Raw genomic sequence first — 15,109 nt, forward strand, 5'->3', positions numbered from 1 at the left:
TGCGAGTTCCGCAATGCGCAGGACCAGGTCCCTATCCGAGCGGCTGCGTTATCTCTGGTACCTCAGCCGCCGGAGCCCGCTGACCCTGGTTGGCGCTGCCATCATCCTGCTCGTCCTCATCATGATCATCGCCGCGCCGGTGATCGCGCCCTACAACCCGGACAAGGTCTCGCTGACGGCGCGTCTGCTGCCACCGAGTGCTGCCCATTGGTTCGGTACCGACGAGGTCGGCCGCGACCTGTTCTCGCGCGTCGTCTATGGGGCAAGGGCATCCTGCGGCGCCGCCTTCATGATTGTCCTGATCTCGATGTCGGTTGGGGTGCTGATCGGCTGTTTTTCCGGCGTGGTCGGCGGACGGGTCGACACCGCCGTCATGCGGCTGATGGACGTCGTCCTTGCCTTGCCGGCGCTCGTGTTGGCCATGGCGCTGGCCGCGGCCCTTGGGCCCAGCCTCTTCAACTCCATGCTAGCCGTGGCGATCGTGCGGATTCCCGCCTATGTGCGCCTGGCCCGCGGTCAAACGCTGTCCTTGCGCGAGCAGGTCTTCGTAAAGGCGTCGCGCACTTTCGGTGCCTCGCCGCTCTACATTCTGCGCTGGCATATCCTGCCAAACGCCATGTCGCCGATCATCGTGCAGGCGACGCTCGATCTTGGCGGTGTTGTGCTGATCGCAGCCGCCCTCAGCTTCATCGGCCTCGGTGCTCAGCCGCCCACCGCCGAATGGGGCGCGCTCGTCAGCAGCGGCCGCAGCTACATGCTCGATCAGTGGTGGTACGCGACCTTCCCGGGTCTCGCCATTCTGATCACGGCCATGGGATGTAACCTCGTTGGCGACGGCATCCGCGATATGCTCGACCCGCGCTTGAGGGGCAGATGATGACGACCGGTATTGTTGAATCTCGCGGTCAGGCGCTGGCCATTCACAATCTGTCGCTGGAGTTCCCAACCTTCAGCGGGGCGATCAAGGCGCTCGACAATGTGTCGATCAATGTCGCAAAGGCAGAGATCGTCGGGATCGTCGGCGAGTCCGGCTGCGGCAAATCGGTGACGACCATGGCAGCAACCGGGCTGCTGCCCAAGGGGCGCTACAGGATCACCGGCGGCTCCGTCAGGATCTTTGGTCATAGCACCCTCGCCATGAACGAGAGCCAACTGCAGGATGTGCGCGGCAAGATGGTCTCGACCATCTTCCAGGAGCCGATGAACGCGCTCAACCCGACGATCCGCATCGGCAAGCAGCTGACTGATGTCATCATGCGTCACGAGGAGGCAAGCTTGACGGATGCCAGGCGCATTGCCCGGGATATTCTTGCCGACATGCTGATCGGCGAGCCCGAGCGGGTCATGAAGCTCTATCCGTTCGAGCTCTCCGGCGGCATGCGGCAACGGGTTCTGATCGCGATGGCATTCTCCTGCAATCCCGGGCTCATCATCGCCGACGAGCCGACGACTGCGCTCGATGTCACCGTCCAGGCCGTGATACTGCGGCTTATCCAGAACCGCGCCCGCCGGACCGGGACGTCGGTGATCTTCATCTCGCATAACGTCGCGGTCGTGTCGCAGCTCTGCGATCGACTTTACGTGATGTATGCCGGAAGGATCGTGGAGCAGGGCGTGACGCGAGCCATTCTCGACGCGCCGCAGCACCCCTATACCCAGGCGCTGCTGCGCTGCCTGCCGGAACGGGTGGCGCCGAAGCAGGAACTCGAAGCGATCACCGGCGCGGTACCGAACCTGATGCACCCGCCTGCCGGCTGCTATTTCCAGCCACGATGCAAGGAAGCGGTTGATCTCTGTCGATCCCGGTCTCCGCAGTTGGAGGGCGCCAATGGCCGACAGGTGGCCTGCTGGCGGCGTGGTGTCGGACCGGAAACAGAGCAGGGGAGCCCGCAATGACCGAAGGTATTGACACGATAACCCGGCCCGTTCTGGAAGTTTCCGATCTCAAAGTCCGCTTCCCCGCGTCCCGAGACTGGCTCGGTCGCCCCACCTCGCATGTGCACGCCGTCAACGGCGTCACCCTTGAGGTTCGCGGCGGTAGAAGCCTCGGCATTGTCGGCGAGTCCGGTTGCGGCAAGAGCACGCTCGCCCAGGCGATCATCGGGCTTGCGCCTTACGAGCAGGGCAGGGTGACGATCGACGGCCAGGATTTGCAGGCAACACAGGGAAAGCAAAAGCGCGATCTGCGGCAGAAGATGCAGATCGTTTTCCAGGATCCGCAATCCTCGCTCGATCGGCGGCTGCCGGTCTGGCGGCTGATCAGCGAACCGCTGCACATTCGCGGCGGACACAGCAATGCCGAGTTGCATGCGAAGGCGGAGCAACTGGCCGCTGCCGTCGGCTTGAGGCCGGAACATCTGGATCGCCTGCCCCACGAGTTTTCAGGTGGCCAGCGCCAGCGCATCGCAATCGCCCGCGCGATCAGCACGGATCCCGATCTCATGGTGTTGGACGAGCCGACATCGGCGCTCGATGTGTCGGTGCAGGCGCAGATCGTCAACCTGCTTTTGAAGTTGCAGCGGGAGCGGGGGTTAACGTACCTCTTGATTTCGCACGATGTCGCGCTGGTGCGCCATTTTTGCGACGATGTCGCTGTGATGTATCTCGGCCAGATCGTTGAATCAGGTCCCGCCGACGAGGTTCTTGGCAATCCTCGGCACCCGTACACTCAAACGCTTCTGGCCTCAGCTCCGAGTTTCGCAAGCCCCTTGCCGACCCTTGCCGAGGTGCGGATCGGGGAGCTTCCAAACAACCGCAAATTGCCGGCCGGTTGCTTCTACAGGGAACGATGCGCCAAGGCTGCTGCTGGCTGCGAGGCACCGCAGGTTCTCCACCGCCTCGGCGATGGCCCGCGCCAGGCGAGGTGTCATCTGGCCGAGGGTTGAGACGCAGACGAGCGCTATAGGGCGTTCCGCCTTCCGTCCGCATGGGCGGCGCATGGCGGTTCGATGAATTGATGCTCGAGGTAGGTATTTTAAGAAATATAATTTTCTTATCCGAAAAATAATTTGATTGATATTTCCGACTGTGCAAATTTGGAGCTGTTCGCTCGGCGGAGCGGAGGCGAAGCCCGACCCACTGCTTGCCGGAGATAACAGTGACGCGAACCAACGCAAATCGGCGCCCCTCTGTCGGCCGCCGTTTCGGCATGTTTCGGAATGCTGGTCCGACGCAGTCAGGCGTGTGGCGGTCCAGGCGCCTGCGATCCGGACATGAACGTGATCTGATGAAAGAGGCCTGACATGACGAAGGAAGTTGAATGGGCGCGCATGACCGCACCCAGCCTGCGCGAAATTGCCGGCAAGCCCGGGGCGCTCGCCATTCTGCCGATCGGCTCGCTGGAACAGCACGGCCCGCATCTGCCGGTTATTACCGATACCGCCAGCGCATCGGCGGCGGCCATTCGCGCCGCCCGTCTGGTTGCCGATGATATCCCGGTCGCCGTTCTGCCTGGCCTCTGGCTTGGCATGAGCGAACACCACCTGCCTTTCGGGGGAACCATCACGCTCGACTACGATACGCTCAGCCGCGTCATCCGCTGCATCGTGCGCTCGCTGAAGACGCTCGGCTTCCAACGGCTCTTCATCGTCAATGGACACGGCGGAAACATGGATCCGCTCGCGGTTGCCGTGCGTGAGCTGGCGGTCGAGTTTGCCATGCCGATCGTCGCCACGACGCCTTGGATGCTGGCGCCGGAGGAGGCGGGGAAAATCTTCGAGGTCGACACCGGTGCGCATCATGCTTGCGAAGGCGAGGCATCTGTCATGTTGGCAATCGTCCCGGACGCGGTAAAGACCGAGATGTTCGGGCAGGCATATGGCAACCAGCAACATCCCGTCGATGTGCCGGCGGACGTGTCGCGCTTCTATTCCTTCGCCGAGCGTGCGCCGGTCACCGGCACCTGGGGCGATCCGCGCAGTGCAACAGCTGACAAGGGCGAGCGCTTCCTCGACCTGCAGGCGGGTGAACTGGTGAAACTGATCCGCAACGATGTGCTCTGGACCGCGCCAGACCCTGTCTGGACGCCCGGTCGCGGCCTCGGCACGACGGCCGGCAAAGCCGATTGACCTGTGCGCGCGAGCCATTCGCCGGGCATCTCGCATTCCATTCCTGAGGGAGGATAAGCCAATGACTCTAAAATTCGCACGGACGCGCAAGACCGTTGTTTCTCTGTTTGCAGCAACGATGCTTTCGGGCGTCGCCCTGACACCGGCCATGGCAAAGACGCTCGTTTATTGCTCGGAGGGCGCGCCAGAGGGGTTCGATGCAGCGCTCTACTCGGCCAACAGTACTTGGGACGCTTCGGCGGAGACGATCTATGATCGCCTGACCGAATTCGAAAGCGGTACGACCAAGGTTATTCCGGGCCTCGCTGAAAGCTGGACAATTTCCGACGATAATCTCGAATACACGCTGAAACTGCGTGAGGGCGTGAAGTTCCAGTCGACGGATGACTTCACACCGACGCGTGATTTCAACGCCGACGACGTGCTCTTCACCTATAATCGCCAGTTGGACAAGAACGATCCCTGGAACAGCTATTTCCCCGGTGCCAACTGGGAAATGTTCAATGCCATGGACATGCCATCGGTCATCAAGGCCATCGTCAAGGTGGACGAAAAGACCGTCAAGTTCGTCCTGAAGCAGCCGGATGCATCGCTTCCGTCAAAGCTTGCCCTGAACTTCGGCTCGATCATGTCGAAGGAATATGCCGACAAGCTGGCGGCTGAAGGACGGCGCGAGGATCTTGACCGTAAGCCGGTCGGAACCGGGCCGTTCCGCTTTGTCGATTATCAGCAAGATGCGGCAATTCGCTTTGCGGCCAATGCAGACTATTGGGCAGGCGCGCCGAAGATCGACAACCTCATCTTCGCGATCACTACCGATCCGACGACACGCATGCAGAAGCTCCAGGCGGGAGAATGCCATGTCGCTCCATACCCGGCGCCGGCTGACGTGGCCGGGCTGAAGGCAAATCCGGACCTTACTGTTCTGGAACAGCCAGGTCTCAACGTCTCCTATCTCGCGATGAATACCTTGATCGCGCCGTTCGACAAGCTGGAAGTACGCCGCGCCATCAATATGGCGATCGACCGCAAGGCGATTGTCGGTTCCGTTTATCAGGGCATGGGACAGGTCGCCAAAAGCGTCCTGCCGCCGACGATGTGGGGCTATAACGGCAAAATAGAGGGCTACAGCTACGATCCGGAAATGGCAAAGAAGCTGCTGGATGGGGCCGGCGTCAAAGATCTGAAGATGAAGATCTGGGCTATGCCTGTCAGCCGTCCCTATATGCCGAACGCTCGCCGCGCGGCAGAGCTGATGCAGGCGGACCTTGCCAAGGTGGGCATCGGCGTCGAAATCGTTTCCTACGAGTGGGGCGAGTATCTGAAGAAGGTGCGCGACGAAGCGCGCGATGGCGCCGTCATCTTGGGCGGCACGAGCGACAACGCCGATCCTGACAATTTGCTCAGCTATTTCTTCAGCTGCTCTGGCGTTGGCGGCAGCAACAATGCCAACTGGTGCTACAAGCCGCTCGATGAGATCTTCCAGAAGGCGCGTACCAGCTCGGATCAAAGCGAGCGGACGAAACTTTACGAAGAGGCACAGGCCATCATCAGCGATCAGGCACCTTGGGTTCCGATTGCCCACTCCACGGTTGTGCTGCCGATGTCGAAAAAGGTGAAGAACTACGTGATGGAGCCATTGGGCTCGCATCGCTTCGAGCAGGTCGACATCGAGGACTAACCCCGCAACTCTAGGCGACGCATGGCCCTTCCGTTGGTCCTGAAGGCCTGAAGCGGATCACTCGACCGCTTCTGGCTCGAAGGGCTTATGGGAACGGCTACCAGTCTCGATTTGACTAGCGGCTGATGGTCGTGGCCTGAGACCATACAACTATCCAGCGGCTGTTGCGCTCTTCATAAGTGTCTGTGTGCCAGTAGTCTGCGGCCGGCACGAGATGTCCGTTGAAGATTACTTCCAGGCGAGCGCGGTAGCGTATGACGGCGGCCGAGCCATAAAGACGGACGGCAATATCGTTTGGCTCCCATGCGCGGTATTTGATCTGGCCGGCGGCGATGGCACCGAGATATTCTTCCCGCGATAGAGCTACGCCGATGGGGGTAATTAACTGGAAGTCATCGGCATGAAGAGGTGCCGCCGCAGTGATATCGGCGGCGACGAGCGCACGCAATCGGCTGCGCTCGCTTTCACGGATGCGGTCTTCTTCGGTCTGAACATTGTTTATCATTCTAATCTCCTGGATGTTTCGTTGGCTCTTCGCGGCGAAAGTCAAATCCTCGGCCAGCGGTGCGGGCGGTCACCAGTCCTTTTTCGATCAGACTTTGACCGCAGGCGCGGATGGTTTCTTCTTCGGGACGCGGCCGCCATTGCAACACGCATTCTGCTTTTGAGGTGTCGATGCGGAGGTCCCTTCCAAGCTCATGCACGATCGTCCCCGCGTCGGCGTCGATGAGAGCCAGAATTCGAACCAACCAGTTTGGAAGTTCCGCAGTTGGTATCTGGGAAGTGTAGGCTGGAAAGGACTGGGCAAGTACGTGCGCAATGTCCCTCATCCAGAAGACGCGGCCTCCGACGATGAACCTGTGTCCAGTGGCCCCGGGCTCGACCATCGCACGGACATGGGCGAGCGCGACATCGCGAACGTCAGCGATTGCGCAACCGTAGCGCGGCAATCGCGTGAACTTGCCGTTCATCAATTTCCTGATTAGTCCGACGGACGTGCCGCAGTCATTGCCTAACAACGGACCAAGGATGAGACCCGGATTGATCACGGTCAATGCCAGATCATGTTCGTCGGCGAACGCCCAAGCGGCGCGCTCGGCCAGAGTCTTGGATTTGTAATAGGGTGTCGCGCGTTTGCTCTCTGTGTCCGTCCAGTCCTTTTCGCTGAACGGTGCACGCCCGCTGCCATGATTGGTGGCTGCGATTGATGAGGTGAGGACGACCCTTTTCGCCTTGCCTGCATGGGCCGCCCGCAACACGCGGAGAGCCCCTTCCTTTGCTGTCCGGATCAATCCTGTCTGATCGCGCACCGCGCCACTCGGAAATGGAGATGCGGTATGGATGATGTAATCGCAGTCCGAAACGGCTTCCGCCCAGCCGAGGTCGTGATCCAGATCGGCTTCGACGAAACCGAGATTTTCGGTGAACGGTTGAAAGCGGGACATCGTTGCAGGGGCTGACGCCATCCGTCTTAACGTTCCGCGAACACGATAACCCTGTTGCAACAGCTGCAGCGCCACATGACCGCCAAGGAAGCCACTGATCCCCGTGACTAGCACTGTGGTTTGTTGTGGCGGTCGCGCCTCTTTCATGATCGTGCTCCGATGCGAGTTCGGTTAATTGGACAAGTGGACTAATATTGTCCAATTGTCTCTTTGACATTTCAGACAGGGGGCGTCAACATGTCCAGATGGAAAATGAAAATCGCAAATCAGCTTTAATTTTGGATTCTGCGCTGCCGGTGTTCGCCCGGTACGGCTTTCAGAAGACCACCATGGCGGATATCGCTCGTGCTACAGGGATTTCGCGCGCTTCCCTCTACCTTGCCTTCAACAGTAAGGAGGAGCTTTTTCGGGCCGGCTCGGCGCGTGCACACGAACGGACAATGTCTGAGGTTGAGGCCGCGCTTGGCCGCACGGGAAATGTCGTGGACCGTATCGCGGCGGCGATCTCTGCCTTCCAGGAAGGACTGATCGCTCCGTTCAGCAAAAGCGATAACGCCAAGGAACTCTTCGACACCAATTTGAAACTGGCAAAGGATATAACGATTGCCGCCAGATCGAAGCTGCTTGACCTCCTGGCAAACGTACTGGCTGCAGCTCAAGCTCAAGGGGAGATCGACCTGAAGGCATTAGAGGTATCACCCGCGGACCTCGCCGCGCTGATTGCGGCTGCGATGGATGGCATCAAACACAGCTTCAGCGCCGATGGGCGGTCGGATGACGCGTTGCGGCTATTGATGCGTGTTTTGAGTGTAGCGCTCAAACCAGAAGAAAAAAATGCCGATGGAACAACCGGATAACCCGTTCACGTTGGGGCAACGTGGGGGGTGGCCGGATGTACGCGCGGGAATGGTCTCTGGCAGAGCTGCTGTGGCCGCTTAGGATGGTCATTGCGATTGGGCGAGATTGCTTAACGGGGAAGTTTCTCCGTCTGAAAAGCCGCGGTACCGAAGATGGCTCCGGTTTAGATGGGCGCGCATGGCTTCGCGGGCCTGTTCGGAGTTTCCGCTGCTGATCGCTTCGCAGATGGCCCTATGTTCTCGCACAGTGTTTTGAATGTACTCGGGCGTGATGAGCGCTGGATTGAGTTCCTTTGAGAATGCCGGTTGCGGGAGTATTTGAAGGCTCATCAAGTTGAAGAACTCTATAAAGGCACCATTATTCGTCGCCTCTGCGATCGAGCGGTGGAAAACAAAGTCCAGATTGTCGAGGGCGGTTTCGTCGTCGATCGATGCCTCGAATTGTCGGGCAGCATTCCAGATATTTGATTCCTGTGCCCAGGAGCGGCGGGTCGCCGCAAGACCGGCCGCATGAACCTCGAATGCCATTCGCAGTTCCAGAAGGTCGATGAATGACGTCTTCAGGCGGCGAAGCGGCGCCAGTGCCAGCTCGGAATCATAGCCGGTCAAATCTTCCGGCGTGGGCACATTCCGTACAAACACACCGACGCCATGACGCGCCTCTACTACTCCATCAGACCGCAATGCGGATATCGCTTCGCGAATGACGGTTCGGCTCACGCCAAAGCGTTGAGATAGGTCATTAAGCGATCCAAGCTTATCGCCCTTGTCGAGTTCACCCTCGATGATATGAGCCTTGAGTGCTTGTATGGTCCGACTTGTCAGTGTGTCCAAGATTCACCCGTTACTTAGCGTCACCTTTTACCGGTGCTTTTGACGATTAATAGGGTTTCGTTGTCCTTCTGACAAGATAGCACTACTTCAAGATGTGGTACTACCTGTATCGCGGTAATTGCACTCAAAGTGTGCGCACACAGGCTTCGATGAGCATATCGGCGAGCCTTATTCAAAGCTCTTTATGGGAAATGACTCAAAAATATTTTCGACGCTGATTAGCAACACGCACCGACAGAAACTTGAAAATCCACTATAAATAGCTGAATTAATACGATTATCGTCATGTAAATGCGTCAGCCTCTTGAGAGGTAGTATCTCTTGCGTCGGTATTGACATGAGATACTATTTCAATAATCTTTGGTCTCGGTAAGTGAGCCAGCGATACCTTGTCAGTCGAGACGAGGCGAATGGCTCCGGGAACGAAACAAGCGCTTTAAAGCGCTCGCAGAAAATCAGGTGGAATTTGCTATGGGTGTCGTCTCTGAACGTATCTCCAAGCTCGGCATCGTGTTGCCTTCTAATGCGCCGGCCTCCGGAAACTACGTTGCGCACCGGCTCGTGGGATCCCTTCTCTTTGTCTCAGGACAGATCCCGCGTATCGACGGTATCGAGCATTTCGTCGGCGTGGTGGGGCAGGACATCTCGCCTGAAGACGGCTATCAAGCCGCTCGTCTTTGCGCTTTGAACCTTGTGGCCCGGGTAAGTGCCGCCCTCGACGGGGACCTCGACCGAGTAATTGCGTGCGTGCAGCTTCGCGGTTTCGTGAACGCGCCGCCGCACTTCCAGGGACATCCCGCCGTAATTGATGGCGCTTCCGATCTTCTTGTCGAAATCTTCGGAGAAAATGGCCGCCACGTCCGTACGGCGCTCGGCGCCGGATCGCTTCCTCGCGGCTCATCCGTCGAGGTTGATGCCGTGTTTGAAGTCGCAATGAAATCCTGACGATAACAGGAAGGGGAACGAGGAATGAGCGAAAGCGCGAAGTCCGAAAAAGCCATAGATATGGTCGGCGTCAACAAATGGTATGGCCCTTTGCAAGTGTTAAAGGGCATAAATCTGAACGTCGCTCGCGGCGAGCACATTGTTCTTTGCGGTCCGTCGGGCTCTGGCAAGTCGACGCTTATCCGTTGCATCAACCACCTGGAGGAAATTCAGGAAGGCACAATCTTCGTCAACGGCACACGGCTCAACCAAAGCGGCGCGAATGCCGACCATATTAGACGCGACGTCGGTATGGTGTTCCAGCAGTTCAACCTTTTCCCTCATCTAACAGTGCTTGAAAACTGCATGCTGGCACAGCGGCGCGTTCGCAAGGCGTCGGGGGCAGAGGCCAAGGAAAAGGCCATGCGCCATCTTGAGCGCGTCCACATCGTCGAGCAGGCGCTGAAGTATCCAGCTCAGTTATCGGGCGGTCAGCAGCAGCGTGTCGCCATCGCACGCGCGCTCTGCATGGATCCAAAGATCATGTTGTTCGACGAGCCGACCTCAGCGCTCGATCCCGAGATGGTCAAGGAGGTGCTCGATACGATGGTGTCGCTCGCCGACGACGGCATTACCATGATCTGCGTCACGCACGAGATGGGCTTCGCCCGAGCCGTTGCGCATCGCGTCATCTTCATGGACCGCGGTGAGATCGTCGAAAGCGCTAAGCCCGACGTGTTCTTCAGTAACCCGAGCCATGAACGCACCAAGACGTTCCTCAGCCAGATCCTCAATCACTAGGGCAGAGGTGTATAGATGCAATATTCCTTCGATTTCGCCCCTGTTTTTGCCGCTTGGCCCATGTTTCTCGAGGGCGCCATTCAAACACTAAGGATGTCTGCCATCTCAATGGTTGCCGGCCTTTCGCTGGGCATTGTCTTCATGTTGATGCGCATGAGTAAACTTGCCGCCGTGCGGATGATTGCGGTCGGCTATATCGAGCTTATCCGCAACACACCGTTTCTCGTCCAGATCTTCTTTATCTATTTCGGCATGCCGACGCTCGGTATCAAGTTGGACGGCGAAGAGGCAGCGATCCTCGCAATGTCACTCAACTGCGCGGCATATGCCGCGGAGATCGTTCGCGGTGGCGTGCAGTCGATCCGGCCTGGCCAGATCGAGGCGGGCAGGGCGCTTGGCCTGCATACGATCGACATTTATCGTTTCATCGTTTTTCGACCGGCAATCCGTGCGGTCTATCCGGCGCTCTGCAGTCAGTTCATCCTGATGATGCTGAATTCGAGCCTTGTTGCGTCGGTCTCCGCGGAGGAACTGACCTACATGGCGCAGACGCTGGACGCCCAAACCTTCCGCAGTTTCGAGATCTATTTCGTCCTCGGTGCGGTCTACCTCCTGCTGTCCCAGTTCTTCTCTGTCGCATTGCAGCTGGTCGGCAGAACCTACTTCTCCTATCCGACAAAGTGAGGCCAAATCGATGATCCGTGAATTTGGTTTCGGAGAGTTTCTATTCCTGTTGGAAGGTGCTCGCTGGACAGTCTTCCTCTCTCTTCTCGCGTTCACTTTTGGCGGAGCGCTCGGTCTCGCAGTAGCGCTCGGTCGTACCAGCAAATGGACAGTCCTGCGCGGCCTTATGGCAACCTACATCCAGATCTTCCAAGGGACGCCGCTCTTGGTGCAGCTGTTCTTCGTCTATTTTGGAATGCCGGTATTTGGCCTCAAAGTCGATATCTGGGTGGCGCTGACCGTTGGCCTGTCGCTGCACACCAGCGCGTTTCTCGGCGAGATCTGGCGTGGCAGCATCCAGGCCGTGGCGCCGGGTCAAAGCGAGGCCGCCCGCGCGCTTGGTATCGGCTATGTCTACCGCATGATCGACGTGGTCCTGCCTCAGGCCTTCCGGATCGGTTTGCCCGCCACCATCGGCTTCCTGGTGAACCTTATCAAGGGGACTGCTCTTGCTGCACTCTTAGGCCTGACTGAGCTTACCCGCTCGGGCCAGCTAATGGCGAACATCACGTTTCAACCACTGCAAGTCTACGGGGCGGTCGGGCTCGTCTACTTCTTTATCTGCCTGCCCCTGACATACTTCAGCGCAAGAGTCGAACGGCGCCTCAACGCCGCGAGATAACAAGAAGAACGCATATCAAAACCAACCAGAGGTAACCAACATGTTCAATTCAGCACGGACCATCTCGCGTTCCAGGTTCCTGTCCGGTCTTACGGCGGTCATTCTGACGGCGACTGCCTTTACCAACACTGCAGGGGCTGTAACGCCGGAAGAGATCAAGGCAAAGGGCACGGCCGTCATTGGGGTTCAGATGGATCAGTTTCCCTGGGGCTTCATCGACCAGAACGGTCAAAACGAGGGTTTCGACATCGAGCTTTCCAAGCTGATTGCCCAGGAACTCGGCGTCGAGGTGAAGTTCGAACGCATCACCGGCCAGAACCGCATTCCTCTGCTCGTCAACGGCAATGTCGATTTCCTCGTGCCTTCTATGACCATTACGCAAGAGCGCGCCAAGGTCATCCAATATGTCATTCCCTACTCGTCGAACGACATCACCGTCTGGGCAAAAAAGGATGCTGAAATCAAGGGTAACGAGGATCTCGGTAAATACGTAATCGGCGTCAACCGAGGCAGCGTGTTCGAACCGGTTTTGGTCAAGGCTGCGCCGCCGGAGACAGAAATCAAGCGCTTCGACGATGATGCGACGACAGTGCAAGCACTGCTTTCAGGCCAGGTCGATGCGATCCTTGGGAGCGTCACATACGGCCTGGTAATCAAGGAAACAGGACACAGCGCCGAATTCGAGCGCAAGTACAAAGTTGCCGACAATTTCCAGGGAATGGCGGTGCGCAAGGGCGATCAGGATATGCTCGCCTACCTCACAGATTTTGTGACCCGGCATACCGCGGACGGATCGCTTGACGCGCTCTACAAGAAATGGATTGGCGTGGATCGCGCCGCGCTTCCGACGACATTGCCGGGTGTCGATTTCACCGGCAAGCAATAACGCTTAAGCTCTGCGCGTTGATTTAGCCGTCGCGCAGCGCACCCGAAACATCAACCACTGAAGAGCTTTTTGCCCCCGCCTGTCTGTGCGGGCGGGGAGTGCCGCCGCACGTCGAAAAACAAGCCTTCCCGGGCGCGGCGCAACAACAGCTCGTTTACGGAGCATGAGTGAAGAAAATGGCGAAAGATGGCAAGCAAATTAGGGTCGGCGCCGATATCGGTGGAACCTTTACCGATGTCGCGATGGAAGTGGGAGCCACGCTCCATTCGATCAAAGTGCTGACCGACTACTCGTTCCCCGAAAACGCAATCGTTGAAGGCATTCGACAGGTCGCTGAGGTCGCGGGCGTGGATCTCTCCGAGATCGATACGATCATCCACGGCACCACGCTCGCCACCAATGCCTTGATCGAGCGCCGGGGTGCGAAAACTGCCTTCATCACCACCAAGGGGTTCCGTGACGTCATCGAAATGCGCACGGAGAGCCGTTTCGAACAATATGATCTCGATATCGTACTGCCCGCACCACTGGTTTCGCGCAACGAGCGCTTTGTACTTGACGAGCGCATCGGCGCCGACGGTTCGGTGCTCAAGGCGCTGGACCTTTCCGAAGTCGATGCCCTCTGCGATCGCATTGTTGCTGCCGGTTATAAAAGCGTCGCGATTGGCTTCATACATTCCTACTTGAACGGCGCGCATGAAAAAACCGTTCGAGACCGGCTACTTGCCAAAAACCCGGACATCTCGGTGTCAGTGTCGTTCGAGGTCTCGCCGCAAATGCGCGAGTTCCAGCGCTTCAACACGGTGTGCGCCAACGCCTTCGTCAAGCCCCTGATGGCTTCCTATCTCAACCGCCTCGTTGGTCGCTTGACGGATGAGGGAACCCGATGCCCGATCTTTATGATCCATTCTGGCGGCGGGATCATCAGCGTCGAAAGCGCGATCGAATTCCCGGTTCGCCTTCTTGAATCCGGTCCCGCAGGCGGCGCAATTTTCGCCGCTCATATCGCCAGCAGCTACGGGCTCGACCAGGTCCTCTCCTACGACATGGGCGGGACAACGGCCAAGATCTGCCTGATCGAAAAACAGACGCCCAAGACGTCTAAGACATTCGAGGTCGCTCGCACCTGGCGCTTCAAGAAGGGCAGCGGCATGCCCATATCCATTCCGGTCATCGAAATGGTCGAGATCGGCGCCGGGGGCGGTTCGATTGCAACCGTCGACAGCATGCGCCAGATCCGCGTTGGACCCCACAGCGCCGGTTCCGAGCCAGGGCCCGCCTGCTATGGCCGTGGCGGTAAGAACCCGACCGTCACTGATGCCGATCTCATTCTCGGTCGTCTTGACCCCGACGAGTTTGCCGGCGGTGCAATGAAGCTCGATCGCTGTGCCTCTGACAAGGCAATGGATCAGGATGTGGCGTCTAAGCTTGAGACCAATGTTGCGACTGCTGCTTACGGGCTTAGCGAAGTGGTTGACGAGAACATGAGCAACGCCGCGCGAATGCATGCCGTTGAAAACGGCAAGGAGCTTTCGGAGTTCACGATGATTGCCTTCGGCGGTGCGGCACCCATCCATGCCGCCCGGCTGTGCGAAAAGCTTGGAATGTCGGATCTTTTGATTCCACCAGGAGCTGGTGTCGGCTCGGCAATCGGTTTCCTGAGGGCTCCATTCGGCTTTGAATCCGTTCGAAGCGCCTATAGCCGTCTAAGCCGCTTCGAGGCGAAAGCGATCAACACCACCATCAGCGACTTGATCGCTGAAGCGACATCCTTCGTGCGCTCAGGAGCGCCGGACGCGGAACCGGGTCTCGAATGCACTGCCTACATGCGCTATGTCGGTCAGGGCTGGGAAGTACCAGTCACCATTGAGGTGCGTGATTACATCGATAGTGACGGCGCACTGTTTCGCAAATTGTTTGACGAACAGTATGAGCAGTTCTTCGGCCGCGTGATTGACGGGCTTGATGTCGAGATCGTCAGTTGGTCGCTGCGTGCCACTTCAAAGGTGATCCCGCCTGAGCGGATCGGCAAGACCGCTAAGGGAGCAGCCGCCGAGGTTCGCGGCACGCGTGAAATCTTCGACGTGCAGGAAGGCAACTTCCAAAGTGCCGCGATTGTCTCCCGCAATGACATGAAGCCAGGCGATTGGGTCGCCGGTCCGGCGGTCATCACCGAACGCGAAACCTCGACCATCATCACAGCGAGCCGCGAAGTCGTCATGCAGTCCGATGGCTGCCTGCTCGTGCGTGCCAAGCAAGCTGCCTGAAC

The 15,109-nt window shown here is 58.4% G+C and carries 15 protein-coding genes; 12 read left to right on the top strand and 3 right to left on the bottom strand.

The features are described 5' to 3' along the window. Positions 1-13: 13 nt before the first annotated feature. The 5 genes from ddpC (at position 14) to J3R84_RS32930 (ending at position 5,748) form a co-directional block, all read left to right on the top strand. Positions 14-877 (top strand): D,D-dipeptide ABC transporter permease, encoded by an 864-nt coding sequence (gene ddpC, locus J3R84_RS32910; RefSeq protein WP_200951492.1) that lies wholly within the window; start codon positions 14-16, stop codon positions 875-877. Next, complete coding sequence (locus J3R84_RS32915) at positions 877-1,896, top strand: ABC transporter ATP-binding protein (protein ID WP_057209719.1); 1,020 nt, start codon at positions 877-879, stop codon at positions 1,894-1,896. Before ddpC ends, J3R84_RS32915 begins: the two co-directional genes overlap by 1 nt. Further along, positions 1,893-2,885 (top strand): ABC transporter ATP-binding protein, encoded by a 993-nt coding sequence (locus J3R84_RS32920; RefSeq protein WP_057209687.1) that lies wholly within the window; start codon positions 1,893-1,895, stop codon positions 2,883-2,885. Before J3R84_RS32915 ends, J3R84_RS32920 begins: the two co-directional genes overlap by 4 nt. Before the next feature lie 357 nt (positions 2,886-3,242). Next, complete coding sequence (locus J3R84_RS32925; protein WP_057213664.1) at positions 3,243-4,067, top strand: creatininase family protein; 825 nt, start codon at positions 3,243-3,245, stop codon at positions 4,065-4,067. 61 nt (positions 4,068-4,128) lie between these two features. Continuing rightward, positions 4,129-5,748, top strand: a complete 1,620-nt coding sequence (locus J3R84_RS32930; RefSeq protein ID WP_057213667.1) for an ABC transporter substrate-binding protein — start codon at positions 4,129-4,131, stop codon at positions 5,746-5,748. 115 nt (positions 5,749-5,863) lie between these two features. Here J3R84_RS32930 and J3R84_RS32935 read toward each other — a convergent pair whose 3' ends face one another. Together J3R84_RS32935 and J3R84_RS32940 are read right to left on the bottom strand one after the other, a co-directional pair. After that, positions 5,864-6,253 (bottom strand): nuclear transport factor 2 family protein, encoded by a 390-nt coding sequence (locus J3R84_RS32935; protein ID WP_057213670.1) that lies wholly within the window; start codon positions 6,251-6,253, stop codon positions 5,864-5,866. Between the two features lies 1 nt (position 6,254). After that, entirely contained in the window at positions 6,255-7,340 is a 1,086-nt protein-coding gene (locus tag J3R84_RS32940; protein ID WP_203528381.1) for an SDR family oxidoreductase, read from the bottom strand. 98 nt (positions 7,341-7,438) lie between these two features. Here J3R84_RS32940 and J3R84_RS32945 point away from each other — a divergent pair, with 98 nt between their 5' ends. Continuing rightward, positions 7,439-8,050 carry a TetR/AcrR family transcriptional regulator gene (locus J3R84_RS32945; protein ID WP_057213673.1) on the top strand — a complete coding sequence of 204 codons (612 nt, stop codon included), beginning with the start codon at positions 7,439-7,441 and terminating at the stop codon, positions 8,048-8,050. An 87-nt stretch (positions 8,051-8,137) separates the two neighbouring features. Here the strand turns inward: J3R84_RS32945 and J3R84_RS32950 are convergent, their stop codons facing one another. Beyond that, the gene (locus J3R84_RS32950; RefSeq protein WP_057213676.1) at positions 8,138-8,884 is read right to left on the bottom strand and encodes a FadR/GntR family transcriptional regulator; all 747 of its coding nucleotides are present in this window, start codon (positions 8,882-8,884) and stop codon (positions 8,138-8,140) included. A gap of 471 nt (positions 8,885-9,355) precedes the next feature. Here J3R84_RS32950 and J3R84_RS32955 point away from each other — a divergent pair, with 471 nt between their 5' ends. The 6 genes from J3R84_RS32955 (at position 9,356) to J3R84_RS32980 (ending at position 15,107) form a co-directional block, all read left to right on the top strand. Further along, positions 9,356-9,829: a RidA family protein gene (locus tag J3R84_RS32955; RefSeq protein WP_057209679.1), complete on the top strand. Its 474-nt coding sequence runs from the start codon at positions 9,356-9,358 to the stop codon at positions 9,827-9,829. A 24-nt stretch (positions 9,830-9,853) separates the two neighbouring features. Next, positions 9,854-10,609: an amino acid ABC transporter ATP-binding protein gene (locus J3R84_RS32960; protein WP_057209677.1), complete on the top strand. Its 756-nt coding sequence runs from the start codon at positions 9,854-9,856 to the stop codon at positions 10,607-10,609. Between the two features lie 15 nt (positions 10,610-10,624). Beyond that, entirely contained in the window at positions 10,625-11,293 is a 669-nt protein-coding gene (locus J3R84_RS32965) for an amino acid ABC transporter permease (protein WP_057209675.1), read from the top strand. 10 nt (positions 11,294-11,303) lie between these two features. Next, positions 11,304-11,954 carry an amino acid ABC transporter permease gene (locus J3R84_RS32970; RefSeq protein ID WP_057213682.1) on the top strand — a complete coding sequence of 217 codons (651 nt, stop codon included), beginning with the start codon at positions 11,304-11,306 and terminating at the stop codon, positions 11,952-11,954. Positions 11,955-11,994: 40 nt separating this feature from the next. Then, positions 11,995-12,840, top strand: coding sequence for a transporter substrate-binding domain-containing protein (locus J3R84_RS32975; protein ID WP_057213685.1), 846 nt, complete (start codon positions 11,995-11,997; stop codon positions 12,838-12,840). Positions 12,841-13,016: 176 nt separating this feature from the next. Next, a complete protein-coding gene (locus tag J3R84_RS32980) occupies positions 13,017-15,107 on the top strand; it encodes a hydantoinase/oxoprolinase family protein (protein ID WP_057213689.1) in 2,091 nt (696 codons plus the stop codon). The last annotated feature ends 2 nt before the right edge of the window (positions 15,108-15,109 follow it).

The organism is Ensifer canadensis (assembly GCF_017488845.2).
Lineage (GTDB): Bacteria > Pseudomonadota > Alphaproteobacteria > Rhizobiales > Rhizobiaceae > Ensifer > Ensifer canadensis.

Excerpts from the sequence above, each read along its gene's own strand:
- J3R84_RS32945 (WP_057213673.1), top strand. The coding sequence starts at position 7,439 with ATGGAAAATGAAAATCGCAAATCAGCTTTAATTTTGGATTCTGCGCTG.
- J3R84_RS32915 (WP_057209719.1), top strand. The coding sequence starts at position 877 with ATGACGACCGGTATTGTTGAATCTCGCGGTCAGGCGCTGGCCATTCAC.
- J3R84_RS32965 (WP_057209675.1), top strand. The coding sequence starts at position 10,625 with ATGCAATATTCCTTCGATTTCGCCCCTGTTTTTGCCGCTTGGCCCATG.
- J3R84_RS32940 (WP_203528381.1), bottom strand. The coding sequence starts at position 7,340 with ATGAAAGAGGCGCGACCGCCACAACAAACCACAGTGCTAGTCACGGGG.
- J3R84_RS32920 (WP_057209687.1), top strand. The coding sequence starts at position 1,893 with ATGACCGAAGGTATTGACACGATAACCCGGCCCGTTCTGGAAGTTTCC.
- J3R84_RS32970 (WP_057213682.1), top strand. The coding sequence starts at position 11,304 with ATGATCCGTGAATTTGGTTTCGGAGAGTTTCTATTCCTGTTGGAAGGT.
- J3R84_RS32925 (WP_057213664.1), top strand. The coding sequence starts at position 3,243 with ATGACGAAGGAAGTTGAATGGGCGCGCATGACCGCACCCAGCCTGCGC.
- ddpC (WP_200951492.1), top strand. The coding sequence starts at position 14 with ATGCGCAGGACCAGGTCCCTATCCGAGCGGCTGCGTTATCTCTGGTAC.
- J3R84_RS32935 (WP_057213670.1), bottom strand. The coding sequence starts at position 6,253 with ATGATAAACAATGTTCAGACCGAAGAAGACCGCATCCGTGAAAGCGAG.
- J3R84_RS32975 (WP_057213685.1), top strand. The coding sequence starts at position 11,995 with ATGTTCAATTCAGCACGGACCATCTCGCGTTCCAGGTTCCTGTCCGGT.
- J3R84_RS32980 (WP_057213689.1), top strand. The coding sequence starts at position 13,017 with ATGGCGAAAGATGGCAAGCAAATTAGGGTCGGCGCCGATATCGGTGGA.
- J3R84_RS32955 (WP_057209679.1), top strand. The coding sequence starts at position 9,356 with ATGGGTGTCGTCTCTGAACGTATCTCCAAGCTCGGCATCGTGTTGCCT.
- J3R84_RS32960 (WP_057209677.1), top strand. The coding sequence starts at position 9,854 with ATGAGCGAAAGCGCGAAGTCCGAAAAAGCCATAGATATGGTCGGCGTC.
- J3R84_RS32930 (WP_057213667.1), top strand. The coding sequence starts at position 4,129 with ATGACTCTAAAATTCGCACGGACGCGCAAGACCGTTGTTTCTCTGTTT.